The following is a 16,244-nucleotide window of genomic DNA, read 5'->3' on the forward strand; positions in this document are numbered from 1 at the left end:
ATTACCCGTGGTGGGGAAAATGGGCATAATTGAGGCGGATGGCATCGGCGGTATCGCCGAAATCCCTGCCTCGGGCAACGATGATATTCTTTTCCAGTAACTCAATCAGTATCCCATCATAGGTTCGGCCAGAGGCCGACGGGGTGAATCTACCATAAAGATAAAACCCGCCATGACCATTTTTTAACGAAAAATCATTAGGATAGCTCGATTTCAGCCAATGCCGCATCTGTTCGGCCCGCCGGGCGAGTTGCGTCTGGAGATGGGCCGTATGCATATCAATATGGTTCAAAAGATAGTGTTCGGCCAAAAGCTGGGGCAGCGCGCTCAGACCCGCATCTATCTGCTGGCGGACATCGGCTAATTTCGCCACAATGGTTTTTGGCGCAATCAGCCAGCCGGCACGGATATTATTGCCGATATATTTTGACAGCGAGCCGATATAAATAACCTGTTGGTGCAGATCATATTTTTTTAACGGGGTGATATCGGTTTTCGAATCGAACGATAATAGGCTGTAGGCGTCATCCTCAACAATGGGGATGTGTTTTATCCGGCAAATTTGCAATAAGGTTTTTTTCCGCTCCTCGCCCATGACATAACCGGTCGGATTCTGGAAGATGGGATTAAGGAACACCATCTTCAACGGGTTTTTCTCGGCCATCTGCGTGAGCTTATCTGGGATGATGCCTTGTTCATCGACGGGCAAGCGGCAAATGCGCAATCCGGATGATCTGAAAATCGGCAACAGATAAAAATAGGACGGCGCCTCAATGCCAATAATATCGCCCGGTTTAAGCAATGTTTGCGCTATCAGAAACAATGCCTGCTGGGCGCCGGACGTAATCAGAATCTGCTCCGTTTCGACGCCGAGATTAAGCCTTTTCTGTAAATGGCGCCGAACGGTCTCACGGAAAGAATACAACCCCAGCAAGGCATTTTCGGCATCCTGCTCTTGGGCGCACAAGTTATACCAGGAGAGTTCAGGAAAGGTCTGAACCGGCAGCAAGTCGGCGGGAATGCTGCCGCTGGCCAAATCCCACACGGGGGTATGCGCCATGGCGGCTTTTTTTCTTAACCGGTCGGCCCGGATGACGTAATCATCCGGCTTTTGGCGTTTGCCGTCACGGCCCGCCGCGGACCAATTAAGCACCGGGTAGGATTGCAGCCCCCACTTTTCCGGATTGACAAAAGTGCCGCTGCCTTGCTTACGGACCAGGACGCCCCGGTCCACCAGCTTATCCAGCGCAACGATGACCGTCGAACGGTTGACATCCAGCAACGCGCTGAGCTGGCGCTCCGAGGGCAGGCGATCGCCGGCATTGAGCATACCGTTGACGATACCGTCTTCCACCAGCCCGATAATCTGCCGGTATAACGGTTTTTTCTCTTCTGCAACCTTCGGTAATGACCACATGGCTTTACGACACCTTTTGACGCAATCGTCGCGATCGGCGCCGTTCGACCACGGACGCCAGCACGGATAGTAGCAAATTGGATGGTAAAATAACAACCAATTGGAGGTGGTTTTGCTTCCTCGCGGGGATAAATATAGACGGGATTATTTCTAATTGACGGGAGTCGCAATGGACAAGACAACAGGTTCTGAGAAAGTGAAACGCGGTATGGCCAGAATGCAAAAAGGCGGGGTGATCATGGATGTCGTCAACGCGGAACAGGCGAAAATCGCCGAGGATGCGGGGGCGGTCGCGGTAATGGCCTTGGAGCGGGTACCGTCTGATATTCGTGCCGCCGGCGGCGTGGCGCGGATGGCCGACCCTCAGATCATTATGCAGGTCATGGAGGCCGTCACCATCCCGGTGATGGCAAAAGCCCGAATCGGCCATATTGCCGAGGCGAAAATCCTCGAAGCGCTGGGGGTGGATTATATTGATGAAAGCGAAGTCCTGACCCCGGCGGATGAAGAGTTCCATATTTTAAAACGCGACTTTTCCGTGCCGTTCGTCTGCGGCTGCCGGGATTTGGGCGAGGCGTTGCGGCGTATCGGCGAAGGGGCGTCCATGTTGCGCACCAAAGGCGAACCGGGTACCGGGAATATCGTGGAGGCGGTCCGGCATATGCGTAAAGTCAACGAACAAATTCGCATTGTCGCCGGCAAAAACGAAGAAGAATTGATGTCGCTTGCCAAGGAGTTGGGCGCGCCCTATGAACTGCTGCGACAGCTCAAGGAAGCGGGCAGATTGCCGGTGGTGAATTTCGCCGCCGGTGGCGTGGCCACCCCCGCGGACGCCGCATTAATGATGCTGCTGGGCGCGGATGGCGTGTTTGTCGGATCCGGGATATTCAAATCAGACGACCCGGCGAAATTTGCCAAGGCGATTGTCCAGGCCACCACGCATTATGAAGACTATCCCCTGTTGGCCGAATTATCGAAAGGTCTGGGCACCCCGATGAAGGGCATCGATATCGCCGCGCTGACGGCGGAGCAACGCATGCAGGAAAGAGGGTGGTAATATGGCGATGGTAGGGGTGCTGGCGTTGCAGGGTGATGTCAGCGAACACATGCTTAAATTGCGCGGGATGGGGGTGAGCGCGGTTGCGGTGAAAAATCGCGCCGGTCTAGGGAATGTCGATGCGCTCATCATTCCCGGCGGCGAGTCCACCGCCATCAGCCGCCTGATACACACCGGCGGCCTCTTTGCGCCCATAAAGGATTTTGCCCGCGATCGCCCCGTGTTGGGGACATGTGCCGGGTTGATCATGTGCAGCAGGGAAGTGCCTGACAGTGAAAATCGGGTCACGCCCCTGGGGTTGATTGATATTTGCGTCACCCGCAACGGGTTCGGCAGGCAAATAGACAGCTTCGAAACCCTGATTGCGGTCGAGGCGTTTGGCCAGTCTATCCCCGCCGTGTTTATCCGGGCGCCCTTTATTCAGTCGGTGGGCAGCCAGGTCACGGCGCTGGCGCATTATGAAGACAAAATTGTGATGGCGGAGCAGGGAAACATCCTGGTGTGCGCTTTCCATCCTGAACTGACGGCGGACAATTCGGTGTTCAACTATTTCGTCAATAAAATAACAACCCGGTAATCGCGCCGGCCACGTTTTCCCATTATCCCGCGTGGCCGGTCGACCTAGTGTTGTTTATCGAAACGATAAACCAATGCCAACGCGATAATCAAAAGCAAAATCGGCGGAATCAGGGCCGTTAATGGCACATTCAGAGAAAATAACAGCCCCAGGTTGAGAATGATCTGGTAGACAATGTAGGTGAGAAGGCCAACGATAACCCCCACGGCCAAGCGACTGCCCAGTCCGGGCCTGCGGGGAATACTGAAGGTAAACGGGATTGCTAATAACATCATGGCCACAACCAGAATAGACTGGCCCAGCTTTTTCCATAAAGCAATTCGATATTCAATGCTGGGCTGCCCGGTATTTTTCAGATAATCGATATAATGATTTAGCTGATTGATAGAGAAGCTATCGGCGGGCAGGGTCAGTGCTTTCAGGCTCATTCCGGAAAAGAGGGATTGCCAGCGTAAATCGGCATGTGTTTGTACCGATTCTTTGTTGTCCTGCCAATTTTTCTGCATAACGTTATGCAAAATCCAGACCCCGTTATTGATAATAGTGGCTTTCCCCGCGTAGATATAAGATGCCAGCGACAGATCGGTCCGGTAATGAAATATCTCAATTCCGACGGGCTGCTGATGTTCATCCAGGGACTTTACCGTAACGAATTCATTACCGCGCCTTGCCCACAACGCGTTGCCCGTGTTGCCGGCATCCCCCGCCTTAGCGACAGCGGTATCCTTGATTTGCAAGGCATATTGTTGCATTGGCGAGGCGACCCATTCATTCAGAATGCCTAATGACAGGTTCATAAGCAAACCGGCATAAAAAAGAACCCGCGCAATGCTGAAAATGGACAATCCGGCGGTACGGATCGCCGTCAGTTCCAGGCTTTTGGATAATTGGCCAAGTCCGGCGATGCTGCCCAGTAGCGCAATAAAGGGACCAAGATCGATAAGACTTCGGGGTAATGTCATCAACACAACCAGCAAGGCCTGAGTCCAATGGTATCCATTGGGAGTGACATCCTCGAGCTCGTTTATCAAATTGAATGTGGTAAACAGCGGGATTAACAATCCGGCGGCGGCGGCAAAACCCATGAACACATTCCGAATCAGATAACGGCTGAAGATATTCATAAAAAGGGTTTCCGCAACAGTGAGAGATCGCGCGCAACCAGAATGGCAAGCCCCAGCAACATAAGTAGAGAAACTGACCAGACGCCGGGAATAATAGGGAGAGTACCGTTGGCGACTAATGTGCGGCAGATATTCCCGCCATAAAAAATAGCGGTAAACAAGACCGTCAGCGGTAATAATGTCGCATAACGATCCTGTCGGGGTTTGGCGCGGCTTAACGGAATAGCCAATAATACCATAAGAATGGTGATCACTCCGCGGCTTTCCCGCCATTGCAATTCCGCCGTATCGGCGGGGTCAGACGAGTGGGATAACGCTTCCACCGATGCCGATTTATGGGTAGTTTCGATGCTTTGGTTAAGTGGTTTAAGCGCCATGCGATAATGCGTGTAATTTTGCATAATGTCATCTGTGCCCTGGCGATCCAGCACATAGGCCGTGCCTGATTTCAGCATTACGGTGGGGTTTGTGGGAGAGGGATCGATAACGTCAACGGAACGCGCCCTATAGAGGTCGGTGTTATTTTCAGAGCGTGAATAGATTAAAACATCCGTAAGGTGCTGCGATGCCGGATCAATATGCCTGGCGAGGATCATCCGGCCGCCGCCATTCGCATTGAACTTATCGGCCTGTAAATGGCCCACGTCCAGCACTGACTGTGACTGTTGTTTCAACTGATAGATATTGGCGTAGGCCCAGGGCCTGCCATACAGGGAAAGCAGGGTGGCAAACAGGGCCAGCGGCGCGGCCAGTATCATCACCGCCTTGTAAAGCCGCCACGGGCTGAAGCCAGACGCGTGAAGGGCGGTGATTTCAGAATCGTGATAAAGCTGGCCCAGCACAATCGCGACCGAGACATAAAGGCTCGCCGGCATAATAATATCTAGAGAAATTAATATCTTATAGAATACAACCTTGAGAACGACCGCTAACGCCAATGTCCCGTTGGCCGCGTCCGTCAGGTATCGCTGGGCAGAAAAACTGGCATACATGAAAATCAGAAAACCCACGATAATCATCACCAAGCGGCGGATTTCAACCATGATATAGCGCTCAATCAAATACATAAGCTACTCGCGCTCCTCGTTACCCAGCATAGTCCCGCCCGGAACGGCGCCGGCGTCCGCCCGTTTTCTCTTTCCCTTCATGGTTGATCACGGCTTATCAGTTTGCGCAGCAAAGCGATCACCAAATCAACGTCATTCGGCGACAAGGCGCCATCTTTTGCCCATTGAACGCGGCCGGAGTTATCCAGCACAACAATGGTTGAACTTTCTTCAGGCAGTCGCCAGGCCTTGCGGGCCAATCCATCACTATCAACAATGAACTGCGCCCAAGGATAATTTTTCTTGTTTTTCTCAATCTTACCGCGCACGAAAAAGCCCGAACCGGGGATAGCATCGTCAGTATTGACAATGGTGGTCGGCTGAAAACGATCCCTTGGAAAATTCGCTTCTTTCACGGCGGTAATCAGCATCTGATTCTTCTTTTTTGCCGACGTGCGCCCGGCGATATACTGCATAACGCGAACCTTGCCCGCCAGTTCCGAACTCCGCCATGTCTTATAGCTGAATTGGCCATTCTTCAAAATCAACTCCCCTCGCGCCGTAATGACAACCGGCGCGACGGATTGGCCGAGCATAAAATTATGTGCCGATGATATTAACGGGAACAGCAGCAGCAACATCATCAATAACCCGCGTAAAGCCGTCCCGTGTTTATGTTGGAGGGTGGTTTGACCGCTTGAGTTTTTAACGCTACTCGTCATACTTCACGTTGCCTCCTTGTTGGCTGCGCTCGCTCACCCCAGTCACATAGTGAGCTATGCTCCTGGGGACTCACTCGCTTGCCGCCGCGATGCAACGTGAATTATTTAGAGTAGATACTCGTCATACTTCACGTTGCCTCTTTGTTGGCTGCGCTCGTTCACCCCAGTCACATAGCGAGCTATGCTCCTTTCATTTAAGTTGGATATCGCCTGAGCAATAACTCCAGACGCCGACAGATATCAATATCCAACCTCGCCGGGCGGTCATAGGCATTACCGCCGGCCAGCTTATCCGCCACCATCACATCATGCCGGTCCCCCATCAACCCGTTGATGGCGGCCAGAAATCGGGAAATTTGCCGGGCCTCGCGGTTGTCCGGATCAAGGGATCGCAACGTATCATAGAAAGAAACCTGCTGGCCGATGATCTTCCGCGCGTCGTGAAACTGCTTTCCAGTAAGCTCGGGGTTAGCGATTAGCCTTTGCAGTAAACGCATTTGTTCCTGACGGTAGGCGATAAAACCGTTCTCGGTTTCCAGATGAATATGGCGCAGTGCATGGTGAACCAGCGACCAAATCGGATGACTGAGTAAAACCCGAAGAATATTACCGTAAAATCTCAAACGGCGTTTATTGCCATTACGATAAGCATCTTGAAAATGCCCGAGCACAACAGTCGTTCTGTGGAAAAGACGACCGGAATGGTGTTTTTTGCCGTAAAGCCGCTGGGCAAAACGTAAATGTTTATACCGCGCGCGAATATATTTGTATCGCATGTGCGTGGTTGCGGGCAATGCCGGGTTTCTGAGAAAATCGTTTACCAGTTGTAATAGTTCCAGGCGGGAAACACCCTCCTCCCAAAACTGCAAACATAGCGCATAATTATCTTCGATGCTTCTCTGTGGGCAGCACAAATCGATATGTTGCGGCAGGCTGATATCTGCCTCAACACGGTCATCTTCTTCTACTGCGGTAAAGAGTAATCGTGTCGTTTCAGCCGGAAAAGTTTTCCAATTGTTGCCAGTTATCATTGATTACTCTCTCTGGGCACCTTAAACCCTAATAAACAGCGATTACGGTAAGCCCTTATTGTCGGTATGAAAGACGAAAGAACGTCTAAACATTGGCCGATTAAATACGCGAAAGCGGCGCCTTGCACACCAAAGACAGACGACATCAGGACCAAAAGCGCAATATATGATGCCGAGGCAAACGTCTGGGCGATTAAAAAGGCCCGTTGTTTACCCGCCATAAACAGTAAAGACTCCTGAGGAAAGCCCAGCATGGAGACAATAATGGCCCCCAGCATGATTTCGATTAAATCATAAGCTTGTAAGTAGGCACTACCGAATACCAGCGAGATTAACGGTCTTCCAACAACGATGACGAGAAGGACCACGACCACGCCAATGCCGCCGGCCAGCAATGCCGACCGAAGTCCCAGCAGCCAGGGTTTGGTCGTGCGGGGGTCCAATCGCATGACTTCAGGGTAGAAACTCTTCTCCAGCAGCTTGGCCGGCGTTCCCGTGGCATCAAAGAAGGTCATGGCGATTTTAAATAATCCGGCGGCGGCCGGCCCCAGGACAACACCGACCAAAACGGTGGTGCAAGAGTTACGCGCGGCCCAGATCGTGTGCGCAAAATTGGTTGTCCACACAAAATTCCAGGCGCCTTCGATACGGCGCGCCGTCTTGAATAAACGCGGCTTGAGCGCGTTATGAATATCCCGGCGGCGCAACTCCCGTGCGGTGAACCACCAGAACAATGTTCCGCCAATCACGTTCGCGGCATACCAGGTTATGATGAATCCCGGGAATCCAAAGTTAAAGTAATAAGATAGGACACTGCCGAATGCTTGCAGTAAAGGCTTGATGGCCTGTTGAACGGCAATCAAATCGAAGCGGTTAAACGCCCGTAACACCCCTGTCGGGGTGGACGAGGTCATGGAAGGAATCAACGTGCAATACAGAATGGCAAGCCAAAAACTTTGTGCATTCAGCCCCAGGGCGTGGGAAAGAAAAGGAAGCAGCAACATGCCACACAGTATGGCAACGGCCCCGCTCGCGATATCCAAACCGAATGAAAATGAAATCACGTCACGGAATCGCTGAAGGTTCTGATGTTCCAAGGCCGGCGTGCCGAATTGCACGACAAATTGCCATGTCTGGAACTTGATGAAATCACTGATTGCTTTGGTATAGGCTTGAATGACGACAAGCACGCCGAACATCTCGGGCGACATGCCTTTACCCGCGCAAGAAAGCGCAAGCAGCCCGAGTAAAGCGCTTGCCACGCTACCGGAGCCTAAATAGGCGGCGTTACGGAGAATGGAACGAAAAGCGCCATCGGAAAACCCATATTTCATGGTAAAAACTCAACCCTGCTTGTTGGTTGCGCACGCAGCCCTCAAAGAGGCAACTTGAAGTGTGACAGGCCTATAACACCCCATCGCTACCCGGGGTGGACATTCGTCCGCTGAGCGGGCATGACCACGGAACAAATGGCGCTGAGCGCGTTTTTTAAGACCTCATCATAGGGGGCTCTGGCATCAAGCTCAATAATTCTGGAACCGTTGTATTGTAAGCGGACCATGGCGGAAATTTTGTCCTTCAGCTCGTCGTAACGATGATCGGGCTTACGTAAAAAAGCTGTCTCTACATCAATATCAAGACGAATAATAAGTTCAGGGCGATATACGGCCATTCGTTGATACAAGCGGTGCTCACGCGCGGCCAAACGCCTCGTCAGCCAGCCCCTTGCCCGTTCGACGCCAATACCAGGCCCGTCATAATAAAAACCCGAAATCTCCGCCTGCGGATAGCGATCGCTAATGACCAGCACGCCGCGTCGCGCCAGGCGACGGGCTTTGCGTAAATTAGCCACACGCCACAACGAAAAGCCATACATAATCAGCGCCGCCCAAAGGGGTGGCGATTGACTCGTCATGCGTTGAGTCTTATCGGATTTGGCCGCCAAACGTCGTTCCAGCCATATGCCAATTAACGGCAAACGTTTAATCTTGTCGCCATCTTCCCCGGAAATGAGCCCTAAATAACGTCTTTCCGTCGCCCGGTATTTTTGCAAATTTTTAACCAAGTCAGCGGTAAGCGTGGATTTACCGGTGCCGTCACTCCCCACAACCGCGATAAGGCCGGCGACGCAGGCAGAAGATCGATCATGTTCTGTAGTTAATTTATTTTTTTGCATTCGCCACAATATAAACCGATAAACAAAGGACTACGTTTCTGATGTCATCAGCGAGGTCTGAATCGCTCGAAGTGATTTATCAAGAATTTTGCTCGCCGGCTCCCGGCCATCTAAATCGAGTATCTTCGCGCCGTTAAAAGTCAGATACGGAATAACGGCAATCTTTTCACGCAAAGCGGACAACGCGTGATCGGGCTTACGCGAGTACGCCGTTTGTTCATCGACAGCGAGACGAATCAACAGCAACGGCGGATAAGACGCCATCCACTGATAAAGTGCCTTCTCACGTTTCCGCAACCATCGTACCCAGCGATTACCGCCGACGGTTTTTGCCAACTGCGGCCCATCGAAACGAAAACCCGCCACTTCCGCTTGAGGATAACGATCGGTAACCAGCAATTGACCCCGACGGCTTTTCACCAGCATTCGGCGAAACTTATAAACCCGCCAATAAGACAGTAAAAAGATTACGAGCGTCGTTATATTGTCCGGCGGCATTGAAGGATGCGCATGCACATGTTCGGACTTGGCCAGCAAATAACGACCAAAAGGCGCGCCAATAATGGGCAGACCCCGTAACCCTCTCCCTATGCGTCCCGAAGACTGGCCGAGATAAAACAGCTTAGTCGGTTCTCGTGCGGACAGACACTCAACCAGGCTGGCGGCCAGGGTTGATTTTCCCGCACCATCACAGCCTGTTATTGCAATTACCCGCACAGGAGGATGATGAGATAGGGATCTTATGCGTTGGCTCATAATAATCGATCCATTGTAAAAAAACTATTGTATTCTAATCCATCTTAGGTTCAAGATATTTATTATCCGCCACAAAGATAATAATAGGCTGCGTTGAATATTTTGAACGTGTATTTTTTATGCTTGTCTTGTTCTTTTGTGCGGATCGTTGACAAGATTTTTATTTTCGCCTTTTATGTTAATAAACCATGGTGGCAGCCGGGGTTATGGAACGACTATTTTACTCAATACTTAATATTTTGTGCTTAATCGTATCCTAATAGAAAATTCGTTTTCGCTAATATGAGAACGACACTCAGCGATTTCACACTTGAAGGGGTATATCTTTCAAATATCTAAGAAGAGAATCTCATGATGAGTACAAAAATACCGCCGCTCATTGCGGTTATTGGCAGTGACGGCTCTGGTAAGTCAACTGTCTGTGAAAATCTGATCGTCGATGTGAAAAAATATGGTCCGGCAGTCAGGGTGCATCTGGGGAAGCAGGCGGGCAATGTCGGGCGCGCCGTATCACGGCTCCCGCTTATGGGCAATGTTTTTGGCAAGGCCATCGATCGTAATACACAAAAGGTCAAATCCGCGAAATCCCGCCTTGGTTTGCTGCCGGCGTTGGTGATCATCACTTTCGTTTTGCGTCGGCTGCGGCGTTTTCATCGTATGCTGGCCTTCCGCCGAAAAGGTTTCATCGTTTTAACCGACCGTTTCCCACAGGCGCAAATCCCCGGCGCATACGATGGCACGGCATTCCCTGCCAACGCCAAAGGAAACTTCCTTGTCCTATGGCTGGCCCATCGCGAGCGCGCCGCTTTCCAATGGATGGCCGGGCATAAGCCGGATTTGGTTATAAAGTTACATGTTGATGTGGATGTCGCCTGCGCGCGCAAGCCCGATCACCGCAAAGCTTCGTTGGAAAAAAAGATTGCGATAACACCGCTGCTGACGTTTGGCGGCGCGGAGATCGTGGATATCGACGCCAATAAACCCATTGATGAAGTGCTTTGCGCCGCAAAGGAGGCCGTAGCGAAATTCATGGCAACCCATGGATATCGTTACGTTGTCGAGAGTGAGTCGGTGGTGAACTCCTAACCGGACATAGCTGTTTCGTTAAAGATTCAGTAACGCATCATACCCGTGCCGAGAGCGCTTTTCGGCACATTATACATCCTACCGCACGTTGCCGCTTGGTCGGCCGCGCTTGCTCACCCCAGTCACAGCGTTAGCTGGGCTGCTACCCGCGGCCAGCCGAGTGTGGACAACAGGCCAAGAAAGACCGCCCATGAACGCGGCCCACGTTTCCCTTCTGGGCCGTATGAAAAGCGTTACTTCTTGAGCACCGCAAAAGCATGAATGATCGCATCGATATCGTCCTCTGTGTGCGCGGCATTGACGCTGCAACGCAGAAGCGTCATGCCTGACGGCGCTGCCGGCGGTAACACCAGATTGACATACACACCGTTTGCTATCAGATCGCGCCAGAAACGAAGACCGTCCTCCTTCGCGCCAATCATGACCGGAACCACCGGGCTGATGTGAGGACCCAGCTCGTAGCCCAGCTTGGCCAGTCCGTGATAGAGTCGATGGGCATTTTTCCAGAGCTTCTCCCGCAACTCGGGATGATGGGCGATTTTCCGTAAGGATGAACGCACCGAGGCGATGCATGATGGCGATGGCGAAGCGGTAAAAATGTAGGGGCGGCTGCTGTAACGCAGCACCTCCATGGCTTTGCCGCCGATGGCGAATCCGCCAATGGAGGCCAGGCTCTTACTGAACGTGCCCAATACGATATCAACGTCTTGCTCGACGCCCAACGCTTCAGCGAGGCCCCGGCCGTGGTCGCCCATAACGCCGAAAGCGTGTGCCTCATCCACGAGCAGATACCCGCCAAACCGCCGTTTAATGTCGACGATGTCAACCAGGGGAGCGACATCGCCCAGCATGCTGTATAGGCCTTCGACGATAATGATGGCGTCTCGGGCCCGCTCGCCCAGGCGCGCCATACGGCGCTCCAGATCGTTGGCGTCGTTGTGACGGAAACGGATAACATCCGCGCCGCCAAGGGCACAGGCATCGTAAATGCTTGCATGGCTATCCGCGTCTAACAACACCACCGAACCGGGGCCCGCCAGCGTGCTGATCACGCCCAGATTCGCGGTATATCCCGTGGAAAAGACGATAGCGGTCGGTTTATTAAAAAATTCCGCCAGCTCCTGCTCTAAAGCCAGGTGGGCGCGGTAACTGCCATTGGCCATGCGGGAACCCGTCGTGCCGGTGCCCTGTGCGGCCAATGCGGCCTGACCCGCGGCGATAGCCTGTGTATCGAAGGTCAGGCCAAGGTAGTTATTTGTCCCGGCGAGCACAATTTCCCGATTGCCGATACGGCCCGCGGTTGAGGAATACACCTCGTCAATGCAGACGCCGAATGGATTCAGGCCCGTTGCCTGAAATTGCTGACGCTCGTTGGCAAGCCGTGTGAATTTATCATAAAGACCCATGGCTATTCTCCAGGTGGGGAAGTAGCGCGTCGAGCAACTGCTCTGGCGTTCTGACATCGAGTAATATATTGATGGGAATGGAAATATCCAGCTTGTCCTCTAACATCATCAACAGGCTTAATACTCTGATGGACTCCAGTCCAAGATCATTGACGAGATCACTATCAGGTTTTATTTCTAATTCGCCTTCGACGATATCCTGTAAGCAGGCAAGAATATCATCCATCACCGTATCGCGATTTAGCATAAGTACGTTGGCAAACCTCTACTCAAGACAATTAAAATAAACCCTCGCGCAGCGCGCGCTCCAAACTCACTTTGGGAAACCAATGGATGTTTTCGGACAGGCTTCGATTGCTGGCGGACCAGTCCTGATGTGTTAACTCACCTATTTTGCTGTGCGTCAGCATCGGTTCCGTTTTGGCCAAACGGTTCCACAGAATACTGATATCCGCCATGACATTAAGGAGCCGCGGGGAAATTCCCACTAAATGCACGGGACCCCGGCGTACCGACGCGCCAATTTCCTGTAAACGCCGCCAGTCGTAACCCCCGCTGACGCCGTCGCAAAGCTCATAGATACCCGACCGCGGATTCTCGGCCGATAACCATTGATTGACCGCGTCCGCCAAATCGCTCACATGGAGAAAAGACAGTTTCGCCTCCGGCGACCCCAGCCGGGGGAGAATACCGCGTAACATTCCGTTAAATAGCGGTTTCAGCTCTTTATCACCCGGTCCATAAACCGCGGTTGGACGGAAGATCCCCAGAGAAAACTCTCCGGACAGCGCGATTAATTGCTGTTCGGCGACATATTTTGAATTCGCGTACCAGGACAGTTCAGGGTGGCGGGCGGCAAGAGAAGACAGATACAAGAAACGTTTACACCCACCGGTTTGTCTGGTTACCTGCATCAAGCGCAGGCTGCCGTTAACATTACATTGGGTAAACGTTTCTTCCGAATGCCCGCGAACCTGGCCCGCGCAATGAACGACGAATTCCGCGCCGCGCACCAACTCGGCGAGCGAGTTCCGATCTTCCAGCTCGCCGGGAATCCAAATCAAGCGATCGGTTGAGGTTTCCCTCGCGCGCCGGGTGAGGGCGCGCACGGTAAAACCATGGGAAAGCAGATTCTGAACGATGTGCCGGCCAATAAAACCGGTTGCGCCAGTCACTGCCACCGTTCCTGTCATTGCGCGAAGCCCGCCAGTTGTTGCACTTGCGGACAATGTAAGGCGGTTAACCAACGCTTCTTGGCCTCCGCGCGCGCGGGTTTTCCCGATGAAGTGCGGGGGATACTATGAGGCGGCAACAGCTCGATATGCACGGCAACGCCGAACTCGCTTTGAATGCGGGCGCTCAACGAATGGACGATCTGCGTCCGTCGCTCCTCGGCGCTGATTCTGCATTGGATTTGCAGAATAATTCTGGCGCCCTCGCCGTGCTCTTCGGTCACGAAGGCAATCACGTCGCCAAAGCGAATTTCCGGCTCGGATTCCGCGACATACTCAATATCCTGTGGCCAGATATTTCGGCCGCGAATGATGATCAAATCCTTTTTGCGACCCGTAACGTACAGGCCCCCCTCCGACAGATAACCCAAATCACCGGTATCCATCCATCCGGTCACCTGGATTTGCTGCTGTGATTCATCATCGCAGAAATAGCCGTTCATGAGACTCGGGCCGGAAATGTAAATATGGCCGACCTGACGTTCCGGCAAAGGCAGTCCGTCTTCGCTGCGAATTTCGATATGATGGCCGGGCAGCGCCTTGCCGCAATTTACAAAGGTAGACGTGACGCGTGTTTTTTTACCGGGCGCAACCGCTTTACCCTCATACTCCAGAATGTCCCGGTCGATTTCGTGGGTTTGCGGGCCGGATACGTTATCGGAAAAACTTACCGCAAGGGTGTTTTCCGCTAAACCATAGCAGGGCATGAAAGCCTTTGTGTCGAAGTTGCTGCCGCTGAAGCGCTCGCCAAACGTGTTCAGCAATTCCGCCGGGATAGACTCCGCTCCCACACCGGCCACGCGCCAACGTGAGAGATCCAGTTCGGCGATGTCTTTTGCGTTGCTGCGGCGTAAGCATAAATCGTAGCCAAAGGGCGGCGCCACGGACACGGTACCCCGATTTTTAGCGATCAGTTTTAACCACTGCATCGGGCGCATGGCGAAATCTTGCGTGCGCAGATAGTCGACGGACAATTGGGTTGCCACCGGGGTAAGCAAAAATCCAACCAGGCCCATATCGTGATAGAAGGGCAACCAGGAAACGCAGCGATCGCCCGCGCGCAGCTTGATCCCGTCATGGCTTATCACGTGCAGGTTGGCCATCACCGCGCGCTGGGTAATGATCACGCCCCGTGGAAAGCGAGTGCTGCCCGACGTGTATTGGAGATAGGCAATATCGTTAGGCGAAGGCGCTTGCAGTTCAATGTCCAGCTCAGGCAATGCGTCGAAGTTAGCGTTACTGAGAATATGTATGGGCGACGTGTCAACGGCGGCGGAGCGAATAAGCGGTACCCACTCTTCACTGCTGATGATGACCGCGGGTTTACAACTTTTGATCAGCCCCTGTAGCTTGACGATATAGGAATCACGCTGGCCCACCCCCATGGGAATGGCTAAGGGGACCGACACTAAGCCGGCGTATTGGCAAGCGAAAAATGCTTCTACGAAACTTGCGCTGGTTTCCGCGATAATCGCAACGCGATCCCCTTTTTTAAGGTTCAAGGATAACAGGCGTCTTGCGCCAGATATCGCCCGCGATCTTAGCGCGCGATATTCCAAAACAGCCATGAGCTGATTACGGCGATCGTAAAAGTTCATTCCAGTGCTGCCCTGCGCTGCATAATCCAGAGCCTCCACCAGAGTGGAGAAGTCCGCGTAACGCATGGGGAGAAAATGCGTGGAGCTTGTTTCAGACATATACACACTTAGCCATAGATTAAAAAACACCAAAAATACAGATAATTATTGGCGAGAGATTCACTATTTTCTATAAAGAAGTACCTTCGAATAAGTTAATTATTCGACCATTTCTATCCCAAAATAATGTATTTGACGGTTACCCATCCCCCTCCTGCGCTAAACTAAGGCGGGATATTTTCAATGGGCAATACCTACCCTCACCTGAAAACGATGAATATTTGAGGTTATAAATACCGTTGTAAGAACCGGATATCGTTGTCTTTTGAACTCCCTCCTTCAAAGGACAATAATCGCCGGTCCGAATAAGCTGATCTTGCGCATACCTATCTCCGAACTTAAACGCTTCATAAACACTATGCCGAAAGACAGTAAAAGTGAACGATTGAATCATTCAAAACCTGAAAAAAGCATTAAGTGATAAAAAATAGCCATGCTTCTCCTGATCAAAGTCAGTAAACTGAAATGGTCAAGTTTGATCCTGCTCGCAAATAATGTGATCTCTGACACGGCAAACCGCGTCTACATAGCTTGGTTTTGGCCGATAACTTCGCCATGGAATATGTCGGCTGACGCAGGGTCGCGGGAGGCAGGCCACGGCCGGAATCGCTCAGCGGGGCAGGCGACTTCGGGCGTGGGTAACCCACGGCGCCAAGTGGCGAACAGAGCCAGTCCATAATAAACCACGGGCATCACCTGCCCATGGCGCCGGACTTGTCATAGGGGGATTTTAACACTGTGCGTTCAAAACCGGCGCACGTTGTGAGCAGCGGTTGTAATGTGATACAGCCAGCGATTGAAACTTGATACACCGCTTTGAGAAGATGGCTGCTTTTTGGAGCAGCCTTGAAACCCAACGAGGTGTGTGTGGAAATTCAACTGTTGAATAAACATGGCTTTAGTTTGCGCAAGATCGC

General features: G+C 52.2%; 15 protein-coding genes. 3 read left to right on the forward strand and 12 right to left on the reverse strand.

The window, feature by feature from the left end; translation table 11 throughout:
• Nucleotide 1 precedes the first annotated feature (1 nt).
• Nucleotides 2-1,417 (reverse strand): aminotransferase-like domain-containing protein, encoded by a 1,416-nt coding sequence (locus FCN80_RS17195; protein WP_136991404.1) that lies wholly within the window; start codon nt 1,415-1,417, stop codon nt 2-4.
• Between the two features lie 169 nt (nt 1,418-1,586).
• Between FCN80_RS17195 and pdxS the strand changes: the two genes are divergently transcribed.
• Nucleotides 1,587-2,474: a pyridoxal 5'-phosphate synthase lyase subunit PdxS gene (gene pdxS, locus FCN80_RS17200; RefSeq protein ID WP_136991405.1), complete on the forward strand. Its 888-nt coding sequence runs from the start codon at nt 1,587-1,589 to the stop codon at nt 2,472-2,474.
• A gap of 1 nt (nt 2,475) precedes the next feature.
• The gene (gene pdxT / locus FCN80_RS17205) at nt 2,476-3,051 is read left to right on the forward strand and encodes a pyridoxal 5'-phosphate synthase glutaminase subunit PdxT (RefSeq protein ID WP_136991406.1); all 576 of its coding nucleotides are present in this window, start codon (nt 2,476-2,478) and stop codon (nt 3,049-3,051) included.
• Nucleotides 3,052-3,095: 44 nt separating this feature from the next.
• Here pdxT and lptG read toward each other — a convergent pair whose 3' ends face one another.
• From lptG to FCN80_RS17240, 7 genes are all read right to left on the reverse strand, one after another.
• The gene (lptG, locus tag FCN80_RS17210; protein WP_136991407.1) at nt 3,096-4,175 is read right to left on the reverse strand and encodes an LPS export ABC transporter permease LptG; all 1,080 of its coding nucleotides are present in this window, start codon (nt 4,173-4,175) and stop codon (nt 3,096-3,098) included.
• A complete protein-coding gene (lptF, locus tag FCN80_RS17215) occupies nt 4,172-5,242 on the reverse strand; it encodes an LPS export ABC transporter permease LptF (RefSeq protein ID WP_136991408.1) in 1,071 nt (356 codons plus the stop codon). The genes lptG and lptF overlap by 4 nt, the downstream gene beginning before the upstream one ends.
• A 77-nt stretch (nt 5,243-5,319) precedes the next feature.
• Nucleotides 5,320-5,943, reverse strand: a complete 624-nt coding sequence (locus tag FCN80_RS17220; protein WP_136991409.1) for a YtfJ family protein — start codon at nt 5,941-5,943, stop codon at nt 5,320-5,322.
• A 194-nt stretch (nt 5,944-6,137) separates the two neighbouring features.
• Nucleotides 6,138-6,974, reverse strand: coding sequence for a hypothetical protein (locus FCN80_RS17225; RefSeq protein ID WP_136991410.1), 837 nt, complete (start codon nt 6,972-6,974; stop codon nt 6,138-6,140).
• Nucleotides 6,971-8,308, reverse strand: a complete 1,338-nt coding sequence (locus tag FCN80_RS17230; protein WP_136991411.1) for a lipopolysaccharide biosynthesis protein — start codon at nt 8,306-8,308, stop codon at nt 6,971-6,973. The genes FCN80_RS17225 and FCN80_RS17230 overlap by 4 nt, the downstream gene beginning before the upstream one ends.
• An 86-nt stretch (nt 8,309-8,394) precedes the next feature.
• A complete protein-coding gene (locus tag FCN80_RS17235; RefSeq protein WP_136991412.1) occupies nt 8,395-9,150 on the reverse strand; it encodes a nucleoside/nucleotide kinase family protein in 756 nt (251 codons plus the stop codon).
• 30 nt (nt 9,151-9,180) lie between these two features.
• Nucleotides 9,181-9,906: a nucleoside/nucleotide kinase family protein gene (locus FCN80_RS17240; protein WP_170975432.1), complete on the reverse strand. Its 726-nt coding sequence runs from the start codon at nt 9,904-9,906 to the stop codon at nt 9,181-9,183.
• Nucleotides 9,907-10,257: 351 nt separating this feature from the next.
• Here FCN80_RS17240 and FCN80_RS17245 point away from each other — a divergent pair, with 351 nt between their 5' ends.
• The gene (locus FCN80_RS17245; protein WP_306767893.1) at nt 10,258-10,992 is read left to right on the forward strand and encodes a nucleoside/nucleotide kinase family protein; all 735 of its coding nucleotides are present in this window, start codon (nt 10,258-10,260) and stop codon (nt 10,990-10,992) included.
• Between the two features lie 233 nt (nt 10,993-11,225).
• On the opposite strand, the gene spt is transcribed toward FCN80_RS17245, so the two are convergent.
• Genes spt through FCN80_RS17265 form a run of 4 tightly spaced genes read right to left on the reverse strand, consistent with a single transcriptional unit; the run spans nt 11,226 to nt 15,327 of the window.
• A complete protein-coding gene (gene spt, locus FCN80_RS17250) occupies nt 11,226-12,398 on the reverse strand; it encodes a serine palmitoyltransferase (protein ID WP_136991413.1) in 1,173 nt (390 codons plus the stop codon).
• Nucleotides 12,385-12,645 carry an acyl carrier protein gene (locus FCN80_RS17255; protein ID WP_136991414.1) on the reverse strand — a complete coding sequence of 87 codons (261 nt, stop codon included), beginning with the start codon at nt 12,643-12,645 and terminating at the stop codon, nt 12,385-12,387. Before FCN80_RS17255 ends, spt begins: the two co-directional genes overlap by 14 nt.
• A gap of 31 nt (nt 12,646-12,676) precedes the next feature.
• Entirely contained in the window at nt 12,677-13,573 is an 897-nt protein-coding gene (locus FCN80_RS17260; RefSeq protein WP_230492738.1) for an NAD-dependent epimerase/dehydratase family protein, read from the reverse strand.
• 14 nt (nt 13,574-13,587) lie between these two features.
• On the reverse strand, nt 13,588-15,327 hold the full coding sequence (locus tag FCN80_RS17265; RefSeq protein WP_136991416.1) for a fatty acyl-AMP ligase: 1,740 nt from the start codon (nt 15,325-15,327) through the stop codon (nt 13,588-13,590).
• Nucleotides 15,328-16,244 lie beyond the last annotated feature (917 nt).

Source organism: Martelella alba (genome assembly GCF_005217455.1).
Classification (GTDB): Bacteria; Pseudomonadota; Gammaproteobacteria; order Enterobacterales; family Enterobacteriaceae; genus Acerihabitans.

Bases quoted from the DNA above. Each gene is read 5' to 3' on its own strand.
- FCN80_RS17195 (WP_136991404.1), bottom strand. From the start codon at position 1,417: ATGTGGTCATTACCGAAGGTTGCAGAAGAGAAAAAACCGTTATACCGG.
- pdxS (WP_136991405.1), top strand. From the start codon at position 1,587: ATGGACAAGACAACAGGTTCTGAGAAAGTGAAACGCGGTATGGCCAGA.
- pdxT (WP_136991406.1), top strand. From the start codon at position 2,476: ATGGCGATGGTAGGGGTGCTGGCGTTGCAGGGTGATGTCAGCGAACAC.
- lptG (WP_136991407.1), bottom strand. From the start codon at position 4,175: ATGAATATCTTCAGCCGTTATCTGATTCGGAATGTGTTCATGGGTTTT.
- lptF (WP_136991408.1), bottom strand. From the start codon at position 5,242: ATGTATTTGATTGAGCGCTATATCATGGTTGAAATCCGCCGCTTGGTG.
- FCN80_RS17220 (WP_136991409.1), bottom strand. From the start codon at position 5,943: ATGACGAGTAGCGTTAAAAACTCAAGCGGTCAAACCACCCTCCAACAT.
- FCN80_RS17225 (WP_136991410.1), bottom strand. From the start codon at position 6,974: ATGATAACTGGCAACAATTGGAAAACTTTTCCGGCTGAAACGACACGA.
- FCN80_RS17230 (WP_136991411.1), bottom strand. From the start codon at position 8,308: ATGAAATATGGGTTTTCCGATGGCGCTTTTCGTTCCATTCTCCGTAAC.
- FCN80_RS17235 (WP_136991412.1), bottom strand. From the start codon at position 9,150: ATGCAAAAAAATAAATTAACTACAGAACATGATCGATCTTCTGCCTGC.
- FCN80_RS17240 (WP_170975432.1), bottom strand. From the start codon at position 9,906: ATGAGCCAACGCATAAGATCCCTATCTCATCATCCTCCTGTGCGGGTA.
- FCN80_RS17245 (WP_306767893.1), top strand. From the start codon at position 10,258: ATGATGAGTACAAAAATACCGCCGCTCATTGCGGTTATTGGCAGTGAC.
- spt (WP_136991413.1), bottom strand. From the start codon at position 12,398: ATGGGTCTTTATGATAAATTCACACGGCTTGCCAACGAGCGTCAGCAA.
- FCN80_RS17255 (WP_136991414.1), bottom strand. From the start codon at position 12,645: ATGCTAAATCGCGATACGGTGATGGATGATATTCTTGCCTGCTTACAG.
- FCN80_RS17265 (WP_136991416.1), bottom strand. From the start codon at position 15,327: ATGTCTGAAACAAGCTCCACGCATTTTCTCCCCATGCGTTACGCGGAC.